Here is a 17,834-nt window from a genome sequence, read left to right as displayed (position 1 = left end):
CCAAAGGCCGAACGGCGGTTATACCGCCGCGGCCATGAATTCACGAGGATCGGTCACCCGTCCGGTGAGGGCCGAAGCCGCCGCCGTGTACGGGGACGCCAGGAAAACCGAGGACTGCTTCGACCCCATGCGTCCGGGGAAGTTGCGGTTGGTGGTGGAGATCACCACTTCCTCGCCCTGCGTCCGGCCGAAGGTGTCCGCCGGACCGCCCAGGCAGGCGGCGCAGGAGGGCTCGCCGATCTGGCATCCCGCTTCCTCGAAAATCTGCATGACCGTCTTGCCGTCGATCTTGTGGGTGTTCAATTCTTTTTCCACTTCCATGGTGGCAGGCACGATGAAGGTCCCGATCTTGACCTTCTCGCCTTTCAGGATTTCCGCCGCGGCGATGAAATCCGTCAGCTTGCCGCCGGTACACGACCCGATGTAGGCGCGGTCGAGCTTGACGTCGCTGCACTCGCGTGCCAGTGCCCGGTTGTCCGGCGAATGCGGCTTGGCCACCACCGGCTCCATGGCATCGGCATCGTACACCTTGGAGAAGAAGTAGCTCGCGTCCTTGTCGCCGTGCACCACGTTATACGGTTTCTTGTTGCGCGTCTCCAGGTAATCGAAGGTGGTCTGGTCGGCTTCGATGACGGCGTTCTTGCCGCCCGCCTCGATGGCCATGTTGCAGAGCGTCATGCGCTCTTCCATGGACAGGCTCATCACCGCGTCTCCCGCCCATTCCATGGTACGGTACGTCGCGCCGTCGCAGCCGATGTCGCCGATCACCTGGAGAAGGATGTCCTTCGCCATGATGTAGGGCGGGAACTGGCCGCGGAACTCGAAGCGCATGGTTTCGGGCACTTTCACCCACAGCTTGCCGGTGCCCAGGATGAACGCGGCGTCGGTGTTGCCGATGCCGGTCGAGAACATGCCGAACGCGCCGGAGGTGCAGGTGTGCGAATCGGTGCCGAACAGCACCTCGCCCGGCCGGTTGTGGCCTTCCTGCGCCAGCGCCACGTGGCAGACGCCCTTGTAGTTGTCGGTGCCGACGTCGTAATAATAAGGAAGGTCCTGCTCCTTGGCGAACGCGCGGATGATGTCGACATTGCGGTTGGCGTGCGGATCGGACGTGAATATATAGTGGTCCGGAATGATGACCACTTTCTCGCGGTCCCAGACCCTGGCGTTTTCGCCGAATTGTTTTTTGAAGATGCCAATGGTGCCCGGGCCGCACACGTCGTGCGTCATCAGGACATCCACATCCACCCAGACATTGTCGCCCGGTTTGACCGAGGCTTTGCCCGAATGAGCGGCTATGATTTTTTCAGTGATGGTCATTCCCATTAGTGCGTTCTCCGACGGGAGCGGTTGATTCGTTCAATTGTATGGATTTGTTACCTGAACAGGTGTTCTACCTTACCATTTATACCCGCTTTTCAGGAACAAAAAAAGAGCCGACGCCCAAGGGATAAAGAAATGTGGCGGGCAGGAACAGTCTGAGGCTTTTCCTGAGCGGGAGATTGCATCCTGCATGCACCCACCGTTTCACCCCGTTCCCCGGAGGTCTCTCGCAACCCCGCAAGCCGTTATAGTTATTGAATCACCCCCGCATTTCTTGTAGTTTAGGTCAATTGGCCTTTTATCGTTGAATTTCAAAATCTTATCCGCCTCGTGAACGAATCGCCCAAAATCGTCATCGACCGCCGCCCGCTGTGGATCGTGGCTTTCGACCGCCTGCGCCGCGGCATTGTGGTGGCGATCCTGTTCGCGCTGTTCGTGGTGTTCCTCAACCAGGACGCTCCCGAGGGGCTGACCCCGCAGGCGTACAAAGTGTTGTGCCTGTTCGGGCTCTCCGTCGCGTTGTGGTCCACCAACGTCATTCCGCTGTCGGCAACGAGCCTGTTCGTCATCGGCGCGGTGCCCCTCTTGGGCATCATGGAAGACTCGCAGGTGTACGAGTTTTTCGGCAACAAGGCGGTGTTCTTCATCCTGGGCGCGTTCATTTTATCCGGCGCGATGATCTCCTGCGGGCTCAGCGTGCGTCTGTCCCTGTGGACGATCGAGAACTGGGGCCACGACCCGCGCAAGCTGCTGGCCTCCATCTACCTGTTTGGGGCGGCGGGTTCCACCATCATGTCCGAGCACGCCGTGGCGGCGATGCTGTTTCCCATCGTGGCGGAGATCGCCTCCGCCCTGCAGCTCGCTCCGGGGCGTTCGCAGTACGGCAAGCAGTTGTACTTTGCGCTCGGCTGGGGGTGCATCATCGGCGGCGCCACCACCGTGCTGGGCGGCGGACGCGTGCCCCTGGCCGTCGAGATGCTGGAGAAGGGCACCGAAAACGAACACACGCTGGGCATCCTGCAATACTCGGTGCTGACCTTCCCGATGATTCCCATCCTTCTGGTCTGCGGGTGGGTGGTCCTGCGCACGCTGTTCAAGCCGGAGGCCGTCGATGTGACCCCGGCTCTGGAGACGCTGGAGCGCAAATCGCTGAGCCTCGGTAAGATTTCGTACCAGGAGATGGGCGTCGGTGCGGTGATGGCCGTCACCCTGGTGCTGTGGTTCGGGTTCGGCGACACCCTGGGCATCGCCAACATCGCCCTGATGGCGGTGTTCGCGCTGTTCGTGCTGAACCTCATCACCTGGCGCGCGGTGGAGCCGCACGTCAACTGGGCCATCATCCTGATGTACGGAGGCGCCATCTGCCTGGGGGAAGTGATGGCGGAATCGGGGGCCGCCCTGTGGCTGGCGGAGAAAGTGTTCCATGGATGGATCGCGTCGCCGACGGCCTTCCTGCTGACGCTGGCGGTGCTCTCGGTCCTGTTCACCACCTTCATGAGCAACAGCGCCGTCATCGCCATCCTGCTGCCGCCGGCGCTCACCCTGTGCCCGGCGTACGGCATCAGCCCGGTGGTGGCGACGATGACCGTCATCCTGCCCAGCAACTTCGCGTTCATCCTGCCCATCGCCACACCGGCGTCGGCGCTGGCGTACTCCTCGCGCTACATTCCGTTGACCGACATGGTGAAGGCGGGGCTTTTGCTCAGCGCGCTTGGGATGTTGTCCTACCTGGTTCTGCTTTGGGGATACTGGCCCCTCATCGGGTTCGAATGAGGGAAAAAGAAAGAAGGCAGGCCAAGGAGACCGGGAGGGGTGGCCAACCTTGGAAGACACAGAGTGCCTCACTTCCTGCCTTCAACTTTAATTTCAGTTTTGGCTGACAAGAAAAGATCGTTTTGGCACACAACCTAAAAAAAGGTGCCCACCCACATATTTAGGATGCGCAGTATATTCAAATTGTGAATAGTTGTCATTAAAATTAGCAAAAAGTCGTGACCTACCCTTTTGGGTAATGCTAGATTATATAAGGGTCAAGGTTGTTATGACCGCTCGCTTGGAACATTGCGGGTGGAATCCTTTACAGGGAGGCACGTAAGTATGGATGCCGAGTCGCTGGAGATCCTGCCCATGTCGCCGTCGGAGTTGAAGAAGCGGCTGGACAAGGGTGAAATCGAGTGTCTGCTGGACGTGCGGGAAGACTGGGAACATTCCCTCTCCGCGCTGCCGGATTCCATCCACATTCCGCTCAACCAGCTCGTGGACCGGTTCCAGGAACTGGCGTTCGAAGACGAGATCGTGGTCTATTGCCACTTCGGCGAGCGGTCCCTCCGCGCCGGGAAGATTCTGAAAGAATCCGGTGTCGACACCGTGTACAACCTCATCGGCGGCATCGATGCCTACTCGCAGATCGCCGATCCCTCCATCCCCCGCTACCGCTCTCAAATGTAGCTCCCTTGCAGGGAGAGGAAACGGGGTCGTTCCTTTCTGGCAGACGAGGGTCCGTGGGCCCGGTTCCAGGAACTGGCGTTCGAAGACGAGATCGTGGTCTATTGCCACTTCGGCGAGCGGTCCCTCCGCGCCGGGAAAATCCTGAAAGAATCCGGTGTCGACACCGTGTACAACCTCATCGGCGGCATCGATGCCTACTCGCAGATCGCCGATCCCTCCATCCCCCGCTACCGCTCTCAAATGTAGCTCCCTTGCAGGGAGAAGAAACGGGGTCATTCCTTTCTGGCAGACGAGGATCGGTTGGGCCCGGTTCTGCATCTTCTACCATTTCGATTTCATCCCATTGCTGCAAACGTTATCATGGGTTCCACCCGTGGAGGCACTCACAGAGTGACGGGCTGGGAGGGGGGTTTTTAGGCTCCCCCTTCTCCGAAGCCGGGTCACACCCGGAGGAAACAGATTGTATTTGAAATTGGGCCCTCAGACCATCGTTCGCTGGGAGAGCAGTACCCGGCTTCCTCCCCACGCAGTGGGGCTGGGTGGCTTTTACATCAAGTTGTCTTATGAGGAGCCGCAGGCGACGAAATTGAAATGAGTATGAGGGTTGCTTCCCGGCTCCGCCGGGTCAGTGTTTATCTGTGTTCATCTGTGGTTTAAAAATTCAGGCAGGAGACGATGATCAACAAAGACGGAATGAAAGTGATCGACAACCCCAAGGAAGTGCGCGAGGAACTGTTGCGCGGCACGGGCGCGGTGATGGCCGACGGCGTCGCCATTTACATGGAGAACAGCAACGTGCGCGACAAGCAGATCGTCGTCGCCCGCTCGCCGGAAGGCGACCAACCCCTCACCAAAAAACACTACGACCCCGCCGTCTTCGACCAGGCCTGGCTCCAGTTCAAGGAGTGGAAGCGGGGGTAGCCATAGCCCCCCCCCCAGATACCCGTATCCTAGAAGATAGCCATCCGCAATCCTCTCTCTAACTCTCCAAAAGTCACAAAAGTAAAAACCCAATTTGGGATAATCCTGATTTGGGTTTTAAGATTCTATTGTAATTTTGGGGAATGAATCTTGAGATCCGTTTTTACAAAAGAATATGAAGAACTTCTTACTTTTCTAATTAATGCCAGAAAAAATAAGAGGTTAACGCAAGTGCAGATTGCTAAGAAGTTAAAAAAACCGCAATCGTTTGTTTCAAAGTATGAACGAGGGGAGCGTCGTTTAGATGTGATTGAGTTTTTAGAGGTTGCTGAAGCAATCGGAATTGAAGCCAATAAATTGTTTTCCTCGATTCAAAAAAAAATGGCTCGGGTAAAGAAAAATAATATATGAAGATCGTTGCCACTCATACTTTAATCCAAAAGGGGCCCTTCCCCCAATCAAGAAAATGGAAACAGGTTCGCAATTTAGTTCATAAAGCAATCCGATCCGTAGTTTGGCCGCCCGGTTCCAAAGATTTTATAATTCATCCCCAATCAGGAAAAAAACGGGGTGAGGGAAATGGAGTAAAGCCGATAAAAGATGCCGCAATCATATTTTTAGAAAAATGTGGTTGGATTGCTGAGTTCCCATGGCCTATTGAGGGGAAAAAGAACCCAGGGAAAATGGATGCAATTTTAGAAACTAAAAAAGGGTTTATAGGTTTTGAGTGGGAAACTGGGAATATTTCTTCAAGTCATCGAGCCTTAAATAAGTTATGTCTTGGTATATTGCAGAAAAAGGCAATTGGAGGGATTTTGGTAGTTCCTTCAAGAAAACTCTATAGATATCTTACAGACAGAATTGGGAATATTGACGAGCTTGAGCCATATTTCGACCTTTGGGCATCGGTTTCTTGCAAGGAAGGGGTTCTTGAAATAGTGGTCATTGAGCAGGATGGGGAAAGCCTAGATGTTCCTAAAATTCCCAAAGGTACGGATGGGAGGAATCTTATTTAATCTTCTACATAATCATCGTTTTTATGATGATGAATCGAGTTGTCCTCTAATCGTTCTACAATGACATCCGCGAAATCCAATTCGATACCAATCCAGTGACGGTGTTTCGATTCACAGACAGAAAATGTTGTTCCACTACCTCCAAATGGATCAAGAACTATTTCCCCAGGGAAAGTACTAATCTCTACAACTCGGTCAAGGATCTTTGTTGAAAGGGAATTGGCTCTGCGAGCCTTTGACTTGAACTTCCAATGTCGAACTGGCGGAATATCTGTCCAAACATCTTTTAAGTTTACCCCTTTGGGGTTCATTGCATTGCGATGCCCACCATAGTCTCTAATCTCTCCCCCACAATGTCGGCAAAGTTCAATTGGTGTCCTGATTTTTCTAAATGTTTTAGGCTTACCTTTGGAATAGTACAGCAGACTATAGTGAGCCGGATAAAGGCGCCCTGAAATAGGAAGGCTATTCCCAACCGATATAGCAATCCAGTGTCGAAAACTTAGGCCTTGCTTGGCTAAATATGCGCCTAATATTATATTCCACTTAGGAAGGTTATAAAGAAATAACGATCCACCCGGCTTTAAAGTTCGAATACATTGATCTATCCATTTGTAACACCAATCTAAATATTCTTCATCGGACAAATCATCATTTGAATTTGCGCCATATTTTTTATTTAAATTAAATGGAGGATCAGCAAAGATAGTGTCAACTACTTGATCCTTTAGAAGTGGCAAAATATCCAAACAGTTATTTGAAAAAAGAACTCCTAAATCAGTTAAGTAATAAGGGCTAGGGTCTTTTTTAAATAAATCAAGATATTTAAATTTTGACTGATGGAATATCAGTCCCTTTTGTTTTGAAGTGCCCATCAGATCCATTTCAAATTCAAAAGAATAATTAGAGGGTAGTTTGCATAATAACCCAAAACGGGATATTTTCAAGGTATTTTTTTAGTAAGCTAATGGGAATTTTCTTTATAAAGGTCGGATGAATTGAGTTGTCCAAAGTAAATTGAAATAAATAGAGATTTGAGTATCTAAAGATTTTGAAGTTTTACTCCAGCACATACCTCTGCATTAAATAGCCCAGGCAGTCGTCGAGGGCGGCGTAGGGACTGGTGGTCAGCATGGAGGGGACCACCGCCCGCTTCAGTCGAATCTCGTTCCCCTTGTACACGAAAAACTCGTCGCCCACTTCCTTCCCCGTCTCGTCATACACAATCAGCCGCTTGCTTTCATCGTGCCGCCAGCCGATGCGCGTGTTCTCCGGCAGTTCCTTGAAGTTCAGGCTGTCCAGGTCCTCCACGAACACGAAGTCTTCCGATCCCCCTGAGTGATCGAACCCCACCGTGCACCCGTCGGGAAACTCGATGCGCCCGATGCTGTGGAACACGGACTCGTCCGCCGTGCGGTACCCCGTCGGCACGATCGCGGTGAGGTTCAGGCACTGATCGACGAAGCCGTGCACGCGCTCAAGGCCTTTGGGGTCGCCCGGCTGCCCGCACTCCACCGTCACCGCCGGGCAGATCTCTGCGAAGGCTTTGGTCAGCACCGTGTCGGGCCGGGTGAAGTACACCAGCTTGTCGCTGAATAGTTTGCCGAGGAACACCCACGCCGGGTCGAGCTTGTTGATGGCGGAGTAGGGCGGGTTCTTGCCCGACGTGTTGTGGATGTCGATGCACGCGAACAGCCCGTTCTCCCGCACCATCGCCACCACGCGCGCCGCAAGGCGGTGCTCCGGCCGGTCGCCGCCGTTCCAGATGCGGTTGAAGTCGGGTTGCTGGTCGAGATGACGCAGGTTGCCCTTCGCCGCGTGCACGTTGCCGAGGAACAGCCACACACTGCGCGGCAGTCCCTCCGGCGCGGCGAGGTAATGCGCCAGCAGTTTCTGCATTGCCTGGAATCCCGTCGGCTCGTCGCCGTGCAGGAGCGTCGAGATGAACAGCGGCGGATCGGTGTGGCCGGGAAGGCGCAGCAGCGTCGGGCCCGGCAGGACGGTATCCAGTTCTTCGACGGGAGTGGTGAGCAGGTCCGGCGGCACGGCATCGAGCAGGTGCAGGTCCATCGTCACACGCTCCACGTGTGCACCGGCCGGTGCGAGTGTTGTTTGTGGTAGTAGGCGGCGGTCAGTGCGGCCATGTCGGTTCCGTGCTTGGCGACGAAGTCCCTCTGCCAGCGCGCGCCGTTCTGCCCCGACCGCACCCGCTCGGCGATGATGCCGTGAATGTAATGCTCGATGTCCGCCTTGTCCACCCCCGCGCGTTCGAGTCCTTTCCGTGCGGCGGGCACGAGGTGTTCCAGGATCAACTCCTGCATGCGCACGGTGCGGTTGCCCGGCCACTTGATCTCCGCGCACAGGCCGTTTTTGGCGGCGCGGTAAAAATTGTCGCGCGCCTGCATGAACGGGATCCCGTCTTCCAGTTTTTCATCGTCGTTGACGAAGTGCACCATGAGGCCAAGCAGGAAGGCGACGTGGGCGATGATGTCCGGCCGGCTCGGTCCGGCGGCGGGCACGCGGTGTTCGATGCGCAGGTGCGGCACGCCGTGTGCGTTCACCCCGACAAGCGGACGCGTCCAGCGCCAGATGGTGCCGTTGTGCAGGCGCAGGTGGCTCAGGTCTTCCTCGCGGTCGTCGAAGTGGATGGGGAGCAGGATGGGGTACGCATACAGGTTTTCGAGAAACGGTTCGAGGATGGAGCTTTGCGCGTAACCGGTGCCGAAGGTGGCACGGCCGATGGTGCGTCCGTCCGCCGCGCGGAAACTGGCGACGGCGATCGACTGCTCGAACGCCGGGATGCGCGTCTCATCCCACAGGTCTTTGCCGAACAGGTACGGCGAGTTGGCCGTGACGGCGGCCATCGGCGCCGCCAGTATCTGTGACAGGTTGTAATGCCTGGCCGCGTTTTTGGGCGGGCACTGGATGTGGATCTGCAGGGACGTCGTCACCGATTCCAGCATCACGTCATCGTGTTCCACGCGCAGGCGGTCGTTGCCGTCGATTTCGAGAATGAGGCTGCGTCCGTTGCGCAGGCGCAGGACCTGTTCGTTGAGCGCCTGGTAGCGGCTGTTTACCGACATGTTGGCGACGGTCAGCGCGTCGTCGGTGATGGTGGGCAGGATGCCGATGGTCATCACGCCGCAGTCGTGGTCCCGCGCGCGGTGTTCGCACAACTCCCAGATGGCGGCGAGTTCGGTGTCCATGTCGTGGAACATGTGCGGGGAAAGGGTTTGCGGCGTGCTGTTGATTTCGAAATTGAAGCGGGCCAGTTCCGGCACCACGAGGCCGTGGTTGATGGTGGGCAGGATGACGTCGTTCATCGGCGCGGGCTGGAACTGCGAGTTCACCAGCCACGCTTCCAGCTCGAACCCGCAGGCCCCCGGCTGGTTGTCGAACGCGCCGTCCCGGAACCAGGCGGAGAGGTGGTCTGTCTCCCGGTGGAGGCGTCGTTTGAACTCTTCAAAGTCCGCGTCGCAAAACTGGGAATGCGGAATGTCCAGGCCCATGGGCGGCGCCTCCGGAAAACGGCTTCACTTTAGAAAGTATAACGCATCCGGTGGCGAATCAAACGCCTTTTGCCGCCAGCTCGCGCAGGCGGGTTTCCACAACTTCATGCAGGGGATCGCGCGGCGGCGTTTGTCCCGTCCACAGCTTCAACTGCTCGATGGCCTGGTTGACGAACAGCTCGATACCGGGAATCACCGTGCATCCTTTTTCCCTGGCTTCCCTGATGAGGCGCGTCTCCATCGGGTTGTACACCGAATCGAACACCACCATGCCCGGCTTGAGCAGGCGCGCCGGGAAGGGGGTGTCCTTGGTGTTGGGCGTCATGCCGGCAGGCGAGCAGTTGATGACGATGTCGGCTTCGTGCGAATCGATGTCACGGATGCTGATGAGATTTGCGTTCAGCTCCTGTGCCAGCGCCTCGGCTTTCTCTTTATTGCGGTTGTAGGTGAGGGTGAGCGCCGCGCCCTGTTCGGTGACGCCGTGACCGATGGCCTTCGCCGTGCCGCCCGCGCCGATGATGAGCACCCGCTTGCCTTTGAGTTCCGTCACCGCAGTGAGCGCCGACAGCGCGCCGGTGACGTCCGTGTTGTAGCCCACCCAGTCGTTGTCCTCGCGCACCACCGTGTTGACCGCGCCGATCTTCTGCGCCAGCGGGTCGACGCGGTCCATGTGCTTCATGATGTCTTCCTTGAACGGCATGGTGACGCTGAGCCCGGTGAAGTACGCCTGGTAGGTGTTGAAGAAGCGCGTCAGGCTTTTCACCCAGAAGGGCACGTACACGTTCGGCAGGTTCAGTTCCGAAAAGGCGCGGTTGTGGATGAGGTAACCCATGCTCTTGTTCACCGGGTCGCCGATGACGCCGAAGATCTTGCTGTCCAGGTTGAGCTCGTTGACGCGGTAGATGTGTTTCAGCGTGGTGGCGGGGATCTGTCCCGGCGCGCTTTCCTTGCCGCGGTCGAGCGAACCGAACGTCAGCCAGCCGCCGTACATGGGAGAGAGGATGCGGCTGACCTCGCCTTTCTCGCCCATGCAGAACGCGATCAGGTTCACCTCGTCGCGGCGCGCCCGGCTGAGCAGTTGCAGAAGCCGCAGGTTGTCGCTCAGGTCCTGCGCGTAGGTGATGATCTTGAGCACGTCGGCGGGCATCTGCGTCATCAACTCGTAGAGCGCATCGACCTTGTCGTCGGTGCGCGTGAAATCGTGGTGCGACAGGATGGCTTTGGAATTGCCCTTGTTCTCCAGCACCGAGCGCAGGAGTTCCGGCGGCGTGGAGGTTTCGATGTCGATGTACATCGCGCCCAGTTCGATGGCCTGTTTGATGACGGCGACGCGTTCTTCCTCGGTGCCGGGAAACTGGCCGCCGTCCATCTTGGCGCGGTTGGTGACGATGTACGGCGTGTCGCCCGCGGCCTCAATCAGGCGCGGCAGGTCGTGATCGGGGATCAGGTCGAGACGGAATTCGATGAAGTCGGCGACCTTCCTGCAGGCGTCGATATCTTCAAGCGCGCGGTCCATGCTGGGACCGACGATGGGAACGCAAATCATGAAACCTCGTTGGATGATGGGCGGAAAAATTCGGTGCGCGTCAGCGGCGAGCCCCGATTATGCCCGATGCCGTGGGGAAAATCCAGCGAAGGGAGTTTGGCTGGGAGTGTGTTGGATCAGGGAACGGGTCCGCCGGCGTGCCGGGCATCAGCCCAGTCGGCTGCCCCGGCGGAAAGAAAACGGAATCTCCAATTCTTCTTCCTCCTGAGAATTGGCGATGTTCAGGAAGTCGAGGAGTTCCTCATCGGACGGGTTCTCTTTCGGGGGTTCTCCACCACGGACCGAAGCCGTCTGCGGCCGTGAAGTGGCGGGCGGGGTGATCGGTATCGCCGCCTGTGGGCCGGCGGCGGAAGCCGCCTGAGCCGTGGGCGTGGATGCGGCCTGGGCGGAAATGGTCGAAGCCGCCTGGCTTGCGGAAGGGGTGGTGTTTTGCTGTGCGGCCTGCCTGGATTCGAACGTGGATTCGGACGGGTTCGACGCGCGCACCTGGTTCTGCTCGAACAGGCGCAGAGCTTCCGTGGACAGGCTGACGCGGTCGGCCTGTCCCTGCACGGTTCTCAGGTTGCTCTGCTTGTTCAGATCCGCAATGCGGGTCTGGCTCTGGTAAACCTGGAACGCACGGGATACTCTGGTTACGCTGAAATCCATGAGTCCACGATCTCCTTATTCAGGCATCGCCGGAAAATTCCGTTCCCTTGGCGCCAAACATGCCGTACTGCTTGATGTTGTTTTTGCGGGTTTTCAGGTCCGACAACTCCTCCCGCGTGTTCAGGGCTTTCGCCTTCAGGGTTTCCGTACACGTGTTTTCCAGCTCGATCAGTTTTTCCATCAGGCCGAGCACCTCATTCTGTAAGGGCCGGGCCCGTTCCTGAAGATCCTGCCGGTCCCCGTCGGTCAGCGTGTCGGCGCTTTCCTTCAGGGCCCGCTCCAGTTCCTGCATCGAGCGAAGATGTTGTTCCTTGTTCTGGATCACCCGCACCAACGTCTCGTCGTCTCCGGCATCGATGGCCTCTTTCTGCTGACCGGCCAGTTCCAGAAGCTTGTTGTAACCCGTTTTCTGGGACTCGAGGCCGTCCATGATCTGTTGTGCCAGTTTGGAGGTCATAGTCATACCACCGCGATCAGGTTGCGCAACAGGTCATTGCCGGCATTTTCCTGGAACAGCTCGGCCACCTTGGAAGGCACTTGCGAAAGCTCCCGGATCTGCTCCTGTTTGAAATTCAGGATACCCAGGTTGTCGCTGAGTGCCAGTTCCAGTATCGGTTCGATTCTGGAAAGGATACCACCTTCTTCGCGGGTCAGGATATTAAAAACCTTTCCCGGGTTCTGGTTCAACGCCCGTTCCAGCTGGGGGCGATTGATTTTCAGGGTATCGTCCGACTCCGTCTGGATACCGATGGCCGACAGTTCCCGGAACAGTTTGCTGCCAACATGTTTGAACAATTCTGTGGAATTGTCTTTCAGGTTGCGCACCGCATTGGAGAGGCCGATTTCCTGGAACGCGGTCTTTTCGGTGTTGACGCTGTTGATGCCGAGGGACCGGGTGTTTTTCTGGAACCGGGCCTGTTCCTGCGTGCGTGCATCCCTTTCATTGATCTGTTCAAGCACGCCCTGCGAATTTTTGATCAGGTTGTTGCGCAGGGTTTGAATGTCGAGGTCGCGGGCAAACACGTTGTCGCCGCCCAGGATTTTGTTGAATGCCTGGATTGCGTCGTTGAACCGGTCCACGAGCGTTTCAATCTGTTCCGCCGCTCCTTTGGCATCGACCCGCACGCCCACCTCAACAGCCTGGCTGGAGGTACCCCTGAGTCTGATCGTGACCCCGTTCAGGATGTCGTCAAACGTGTTGGTCGCGCTTTGAAACTCTTTTCCGCCAATTTCGATCACCGCATCCTGCGCCAGCCGGTTCAGGTCCGTCACCTGGTTGTTGACGGTGACCAGCTGCTTGTCCTTGAGCACGGAAACGTTCTGGCTGTTGAGCGTGAAGAATCCGAGTTGGAGAAGGAGCCCGTCGGGATCGTCCAGGTTGATGCGTTCTCCTTCCGCCGCGGTCAGCTCCAGGCGGTTGTCCGATGACAAGGTGGCGGTGACACCGGTCTGGGCCGTGCCGCCGTCCAGGATGCCGTTGCCGTTGGCATCTTCCGCCGGGTCCAGCACGCCGTTGTTGTTGGCGTCCTCGATGATGAACAGGCCTTCAAAAAACGGGGTGGCCGGGATTTCTATGATATCGATCAGGCCGTTGCCGTTGAAGTCTTCCGGACCGTCCAGCACGCCGTTTCCGTTCACGTCTTCGCCGCGGTTGATCTTGTTGGCGATGTCGAGAAGCGTGTCGCCGGCGGCGACGGTCACTTCCACGCCGTTGATGGAAAAACTGCCACTCAAGCCCAGTGCACCGAGAGACTGGGCGTCGGACACCCGCAACTCGCGGGTGGCCTGTTGCACCACATTCACTTGAAAGCGGGATATCGGGGCTGTCTCGTTTGCCGTTACCTGGACGACGTTGCGGTCGGAAGAAAATCCGGTCAGCAGGTTGAGCGCTCCGGTCTGGCGCAGGGTCTCCACCGAGCGCTGCAGTTTCTCCAACCGCGAGCGAAGGTCGCCCAGGGCATCGTTCTGCAACTGCACCACCGAGTCGCGTTTGGTGAACTCATCGAGTAGGGGAAGGCCCGTATCCCGGAAATTCTCAGTCAAAAAGCGGCCGCTCTGGGCAACCCGCAATGCCGACAGGGGCCCGCGCAGATCGCTGATCACCGGGAACCCCCGCTCGACAAAACTGAAGGAACCCGCCAGCAAGGCACCGCGATTGGGAAGAGGCGATCCGATGGTGCGTCCCAGTCCGAGAATGCCCTCGGTGGCTTCCGGGGACAGGTCCACCTGGTCGACGATGCTGTCCGTGATCCCGGAAAGCACCTGGCCCAATCCACCCAGGGTCCCGCCCAGATTCAGAGGCGACAGGAGCGAACGCAGATTCAACGTTCCCGTCAGGGAAAGGTTGAAGTTGCTGAGAATGTTATTGCTCAAAAGTGCCATGGTCGATGCTCGACAGGGTCCTGCTTAAATGAACCGGTTGATGTTGAGCCCGCGCTGGGCCACCCGGGATTCCGGATCCAGATCCAAAGGCCGTGGGCGTTGTTCTTCCTCTTCTTGCCGGCGGATGCGCCGGGCTTCGGCCTGTTCTTCCACCCGCTCAATGCGGGCCTGCTCTGCCCGTTCCGCGACGATGGACTGGGCCACCGGGGCGGCGCCCGGTTCCTCCACCGCTCCCGGAGGCACGAATGCTTCTCGCTCGTTCAACAGCAGGTTGTTGCTGCCCCGTTCAATGGGGGTGTCCTCGTTGTCATCCCTTTCACGGATGAGGTTGCGCAGTTCACGGTTGGCGCGCAGGGCCGGGTCCGTTTCCAGGAAATTCGAGCGCAGGGCGCCGCGGTTTTCCGTCAATTGCTGAATATTGGTCTCCGGTTCCTCCTGCTCCAGAATCCGGGGCTGTGCGTTGGCGGAAGGCGGTGTTTCCCGATCCAGAGGCTGCGGTGCTTCGAGTTCATCTTCCAGTGCCCGTTGCTGTTGAAAACGGGCCGGGTCCAGCACCAGGGGCTCGGGGGCCAGCTCAAGCCTTGCCGCAGGGCCCTCTCCGCCCGGCTCCGTGGCCAGGCCCCCACCCGTCTGAGGCCTGAGCTCCAGATTGCCGGGGCGGCGGATGACAGCCGCGATCGCCTGTTCGATGGGACTGAACGGCTGGGGATCGTCCGGATTGTTCCGGTCCAGAACCAGCCCGGGTTCGTCGTTTTCCTGGCCGATGATCCGGCGGTTCACACCGAGGTCCCGCAAGGGAATCGGCGTCGTTTCCGCCTCGCGCCGGACCACGTCCTCGACCGGGCGGACCTCTCCCTGCGGACGGGGTGCGAGATTCACCCGGTCTGTCGGCTGGCCGGTACGGAGGGCTTGTTCTCTCCTCTCCTCGCGCTCCTCTTGCGCGCGGCGCAACCGACTGACCGGGCCCTCATCGTTGTTGTTCTCCCCCAGACGGGGAAGACCAATGCGATTGAATGGGAAATTGCTGTCTATTTCTGCCATGGTGTCCTGCTTTCCGGCTTTTTGGGGTGCCGGTGATCCCAATTGCTCAAGTCTTATCTTTTTAATCCGTTAAGAAGTACAGGCGAACTGAACTTTCCCGACCCGGATGCCTTCAAAAAAATAATAAGGAAATCAATCCCCAGGGCTCACCCCGTCAATCCTTATGTACCGTCCCATGATGCGTCAATTCACACAACTTATTGTTTTTTAATGAAATTGACCGGGTATGCCATCGGGCAACCAAGCCCGGGCAAAACAAACCCTATTTCCTTAACGGCGTTCGCACATGAGACTTTAGGGAAAAATAAATAAAGTTTGAATATTTTTTAACTTATTGAAAACAGGAAGGTTGAATAGGAGAGTCAGGGAGTTGGGAGGGGGAGAGCCAGAAAATGTCAATTTTTGAGTTGGGGCAGGACCTCAAGCCAGTCTTCGTAATAAGGCAGAAATTCGTATTCCAGCAGGTCGGCGAGGCGAATCCAGTCCTGGTTCTTATGGACTTCCAGTACAGCCTGGGTCATTTGCAGTAACTTTTCTTTGCGGTCGGACAGGGTTTTGCCGCTGTACTGGGTGTTGTTCACGTCCAGTTGGCGAGCCTGCACCACCAGCTCCACTAGCTGGGAAAACCAGTCGATCCCGTCGACCACGTCCATGAACAACTGGTTGGCCTGCTGCTGTTTGCCCTCGCGGAACATCTGGGCCACCTGTTGCAGACCGGGTATCAAGCGCTCCAAGTACCCGATGGCGTTATGGATGTTTTCGTTGACCATGTCGTTCATGGTCGAGGTTTCGATCTCCAGCTTTTGTATTTCGGTCAGGAGCATTTCCTTGGATTCATTGGAGCCGAACTCCATACTCTGGTCGTTGATTCGGATTTTAAAAAGAAACTGATCGTCATTCAGTGTTTCTTTCTGGATATGTTCCAGCAGGTCGCCCAGCCTGGTTTGAGTGTAGGAGGTGTTGTCTTCGCTGCCGTTGATAAAGATTTTCATAGGGAGACCTGGTGAGAGTGTTGGAAGTGGAAGAAGACCGCCGCCACCGGAGATGGCGGTGTTGGATGACCCGGGGGGCGGAAGGCGCCGCATTCGGGCGACCGATTTGACATCCTGTCCCAATATTATTAACTTTGATTATAAAGTCAAAAATTTTTGAGGGGTCTGACCCCAGGCTCCCGAAGGAGAATGAGCATGGCCAGCTCCATCGATCCGAATACCACCAGTCGTTTGTTGACCCTGATTCAACGCAACCAGTCCGGGCTGCGCACCACACTGGCGCAGGTGGCCTCGGGAAACCGCATCGTCAACCCGGGTATCGACCCGGCGGGACTGGGCCTGTCCGAGCAGCTGAATGCGGAGATCCGTGCGCTCTCCCAGGCCAGCCGGAACATCGAGACCGGGTCCAACTTCATCAACGTGGCCGAAGGCGGACTCGCCACCATCAACGACCTGGCCGCGCGGGGACGGGAGCTGGCGGTACAGGCCAGCAACGGCACGCTGGGGGACACCGAGCGCGGCATTCTCAATACGGAGTTTCAACAGGTGCTGGGGGAAATCGACCGCATCTCGCAGTCCCTCGAATTCAACGGGCAGAATATCCTGAATGGGGATCTCGCCCCGGGTTCTCCCAACCAGGTCAATATTCAGGTCGGTTCCGGGAGTGGAGCGGAAAACCAGATCAACCTGAACGTGGTCGAGGCCACGGACACCACGACGCTGGGCCTTGCGGGGTTGGACATCACCACCGTGAACAACGCGCTCACGGCAATCGACAGCATCGACACCGCATTGGGAACCATCAACCAGACCCGGGCCAACGTGGGGTCGGTTTCGAACCGGCTGGCTGCCACCGCGGCCACGACGCGTGACACCATCGTCAACCTGGCTGCTGCGGAAGAGGAAATTGCGGGCACGGACCTCGCCCGGTCCATTTCTCAATTGACTGAGGAACTCACCCGGGTGGAGACGTCCATCCGTGCCCTTGGCATCCAGAACCGGTCCAACGAGAACCGGGTTGGACGCCTGCTCAACATCAACACCTGACCCGGCCCCACGACGTGGGGCGGGACGGGGTGATGCCCGGAAAGCGAACGAGGGCCGGAGGGCCCGTTCCGAGGGGTTCCACTTTTCCTGCAAGTGCGTGTTTTACGGGGAATGTTGATTTGCGAGGCCATTTCCATCCCCTGCCGCATCACCCCGGGCATTGCCCGGAATTTGCGCTTGATTCCTTCCCTCTGAAATGGTACTTAAATCCCTTGATTCCAAAGAAACTCAGTTCATTTCCGGAGACCAGCAATGGAAGTCAACACCATCAAGATTGAAATCCGCAAACACCACGTCACCCCCGGCGTCAACGTGCTCGACCTGGTGATCGACGCCAACGGCGAGAAGATCGTCAAGCAGACCCAGCACAAGGACACCGACCGGGCCTACAAGCAATTCGTGGAAGAGGCCATCCGCATCGCCAAGGAACTGGCCTACGCCCGCATCGAAGGCTGACGCGGTTTTTCCCTCCTGCGGCGAGCCCGCAATCGGGCGCACCGCCGCGCACTTTCATCTTTTCTGCTTCACTCGATTTTCTGTTCGGGGCATGCCGGGAATCCCGGCGTGACGGCAGGCTGCATTGCCCGTTGGGTTTTACGGTGTGAGTCTTTTCGTGGGAAGGGGTTCGTTTGGAACGGGCCCTCCGGCCCTCGTTCGCTTGCCGGGCATTACCCCGTTGCCTCCCGGCTCAGCCGGGCTGGTCTTCGCGTTGGATAAATACGTTTTGGAACGGGTCCTCCGGCCATCGTTCGCCCACCGGGCATTACCCCATTGCTTCCCGGCTCAGCCGGGCTGGTCTTCGCGTTGGATGAATACATTTTGGAACGGACCCTTCGGCCATCGTTCGCCCACCGGGCATTACCCCATTGCTTCCCGGCTCAGCCGGGCTGGTCTTCGCGTTGGATGAATACATTTTGGAACGGACCCTTCGGCCATCGTTCGCCCACCGGGCATTACCCCA

The 17,834-nt window shown here is 57.5% G+C and carries 19 protein-coding genes; 9 read left to right on the top strand and 10 right to left on the bottom strand.

The annotated features are described in order from the left end of the window. Positions 1–18 precede the first annotated feature (18 nt). Positions 19–1,326: a 3-isopropylmalate dehydratase large subunit gene (locus tag ACTRXA_RS03755; protein WP_442425875.1), complete on the bottom strand. Its 1,308-nt coding sequence runs from the start codon at positions 1,324–1,326 to the stop codon at positions 19–21. Positions 1,327–1,653: 327 nt separating this feature from the next. Between ACTRXA_RS03755 and ACTRXA_RS03750 the strand changes: the two genes are divergently transcribed. The 7 genes from ACTRXA_RS03750 to ACTRXA_RS03720 all read left to right on the top strand — a co-directional run bounded on the left by ACTRXA_RS03750 (position 1,654) and on the right by ACTRXA_RS03720 (position 5,708). Further along, positions 1,654–3,096 carry an SLC13 family permease gene (locus ACTRXA_RS03750; RefSeq protein WP_442425874.1) on the top strand — a complete coding sequence of 481 codons (1,443 nt, stop codon included), beginning with the start codon at positions 1,654–1,656 and terminating at the stop codon, positions 3,094–3,096. A gap of 324 nt (positions 3,097–3,420) precedes the next feature. After that, complete coding sequence (locus ACTRXA_RS03745; protein ID WP_442425873.1) at positions 3,421–3,771, top strand: rhodanese-like domain-containing protein; 351 nt, start codon at positions 3,421–3,423, stop codon at positions 3,769–3,771. A gap of 36 nt (positions 3,772–3,807) precedes the next feature. After that, positions 3,808–4,017 carry a rhodanese-like domain-containing protein gene (locus tag ACTRXA_RS03740; protein WP_442426334.1) on the top strand — a complete coding sequence of 70 codons (210 nt, stop codon included), beginning with the start codon at positions 3,808–3,810 and terminating at the stop codon, positions 4,015–4,017. 220 nt (positions 4,018–4,237) lie between these two features. After that, on the top strand, positions 4,238–4,366 hold the full coding sequence (locus ACTRXA_RS03735) for a hypothetical protein (protein ID WP_442425872.1): 129 nt from the start codon (positions 4,238–4,240) through the stop codon (positions 4,364–4,366). 80 nt (positions 4,367–4,446) lie between these two features. Beyond that, positions 4,447–4,692, top strand: coding sequence for a hypothetical protein (locus ACTRXA_RS03730; RefSeq protein WP_442425871.1), 246 nt, complete (start codon positions 4,447–4,449; stop codon positions 4,690–4,692). A gap of 150 nt (positions 4,693–4,842) precedes the next feature. Continuing rightward, positions 4,843–5,103, top strand: coding sequence for a helix-turn-helix domain-containing protein (locus ACTRXA_RS03725; protein WP_442425870.1), 261 nt, complete (start codon positions 4,843–4,845; stop codon positions 5,101–5,103). Next, positions 5,100–5,708: a hypothetical protein gene (locus ACTRXA_RS03720; protein ID WP_442425869.1), complete on the top strand. Its 609-nt coding sequence runs from the start codon at positions 5,100–5,102 to the stop codon at positions 5,706–5,708. Before ACTRXA_RS03725 ends, ACTRXA_RS03720 begins: the two co-directional genes overlap by 4 nt. Here the strand turns inward: ACTRXA_RS03720 and ACTRXA_RS03715 are convergent. From ACTRXA_RS03715 to ACTRXA_RS03675, 9 genes are all read right to left on the bottom strand, one after another. Continuing rightward, entirely contained in the window at positions 5,705–6,592 is an 888-nt protein-coding gene (locus ACTRXA_RS03715) for a DNA-methyltransferase (protein WP_442425868.1), read from the bottom strand. The genes ACTRXA_RS03720 and ACTRXA_RS03715 overlap by 4 nt on opposite strands. Before the next feature lie 175 nt (positions 6,593–6,767). Next, positions 6,768–7,793 (bottom strand): M14 family metallopeptidase, encoded by a 1,026-nt coding sequence (locus ACTRXA_RS03710; protein ID WP_442425867.1) that lies wholly within the window; start codon positions 7,791–7,793, stop codon positions 6,768–6,770. Next, positions 7,781–9,217: a hypothetical protein gene (locus tag ACTRXA_RS03705; protein ID WP_442425866.1), complete on the bottom strand. Its 1,437-nt coding sequence runs from the start codon at positions 9,215–9,217 to the stop codon at positions 7,781–7,783. Before ACTRXA_RS03705 ends, ACTRXA_RS03710 begins: the two co-directional genes overlap by 13 nt. Positions 9,218–9,275: 58 nt before the next feature. Beyond that, on the bottom strand, positions 9,276–10,763 hold the full coding sequence (aroE, locus tag ACTRXA_RS03700) for a shikimate dehydrogenase (RefSeq protein WP_442425865.1): 1,488 nt from the start codon (positions 10,761–10,763) through the stop codon (positions 9,276–9,278). Positions 10,764–10,910: 147 nt separating this feature from the next. After that, positions 10,911–11,411, bottom strand: a complete 501-nt coding sequence (locus ACTRXA_RS03695; protein WP_442425864.1) for a hypothetical protein — start codon at positions 11,409–11,411, stop codon at positions 10,911–10,913. Positions 11,412–11,430: 19 nt separating this feature from the next. Then, positions 11,431–11,868: a flagellar export chaperone FlgN gene (flgN, locus tag ACTRXA_RS03690; protein ID WP_442425863.1), complete on the bottom strand. Its 438-nt coding sequence runs from the start codon at positions 11,866–11,868 to the stop codon at positions 11,431–11,433. 2 nt (positions 11,869–11,870) lie between these two features. Further along, on the bottom strand, positions 11,871–13,793 hold the full coding sequence (gene fliD / locus ACTRXA_RS03685) for a flagellar filament capping protein FliD (protein WP_442425862.1): 1,923 nt from the start codon (positions 13,791–13,793) through the stop codon (positions 11,871–11,873). A 24-nt stretch (positions 13,794–13,817) separates the two neighbouring features. After that, the gene (locus tag ACTRXA_RS03680; RefSeq protein ID WP_442425861.1) at positions 13,818–14,834 is read right to left on the bottom strand and encodes a hypothetical protein; all 1,017 of its coding nucleotides are present in this window, start codon (positions 14,832–14,834) and stop codon (positions 13,818–13,820) included. A 395-nt stretch (positions 14,835–15,229) separates the two neighbouring features. After that, positions 15,230–15,826 (bottom strand): hypothetical protein, encoded by a 597-nt coding sequence (locus ACTRXA_RS03675; protein WP_442425860.1) that lies wholly within the window; start codon positions 15,824–15,826, stop codon positions 15,230–15,232. 195 nt (positions 15,827–16,021) lie between these two features. Here ACTRXA_RS03675 and ACTRXA_RS03670 point away from each other — a divergent pair, with 195 nt between their 5' ends. Both ACTRXA_RS03670 and ACTRXA_RS03665 read left to right on the top strand, forming a co-directional pair. Beyond that, positions 16,022–16,873: a flagellin N-terminal helical domain-containing protein gene (locus tag ACTRXA_RS03670; RefSeq protein ID WP_442425859.1), complete on the top strand. Its 852-nt coding sequence runs from the start codon at positions 16,022–16,024 to the stop codon at positions 16,871–16,873. A gap of 252 nt (positions 16,874–17,125) precedes the next feature. Further along, positions 17,126–17,329, top strand: a complete 204-nt coding sequence (locus ACTRXA_RS03665) for a hypothetical protein (protein WP_005008063.1) — start codon at positions 17,126–17,128, stop codon at positions 17,327–17,329. The last annotated feature ends 505 nt before the right edge of the window (positions 17,330–17,834 follow it).

Origin of the sequence: Nitrospina sp. P1_D6, assembly GCF_052156615.1 — a bacterium.
Lineage (GTDB): Bacteria > Nitrospinota > Nitrospinia > Nitrospinales > Nitrospinaceae > Nitrospina.
This window is presented reverse-complemented; position numbering and strand designations above follow the sequence as displayed.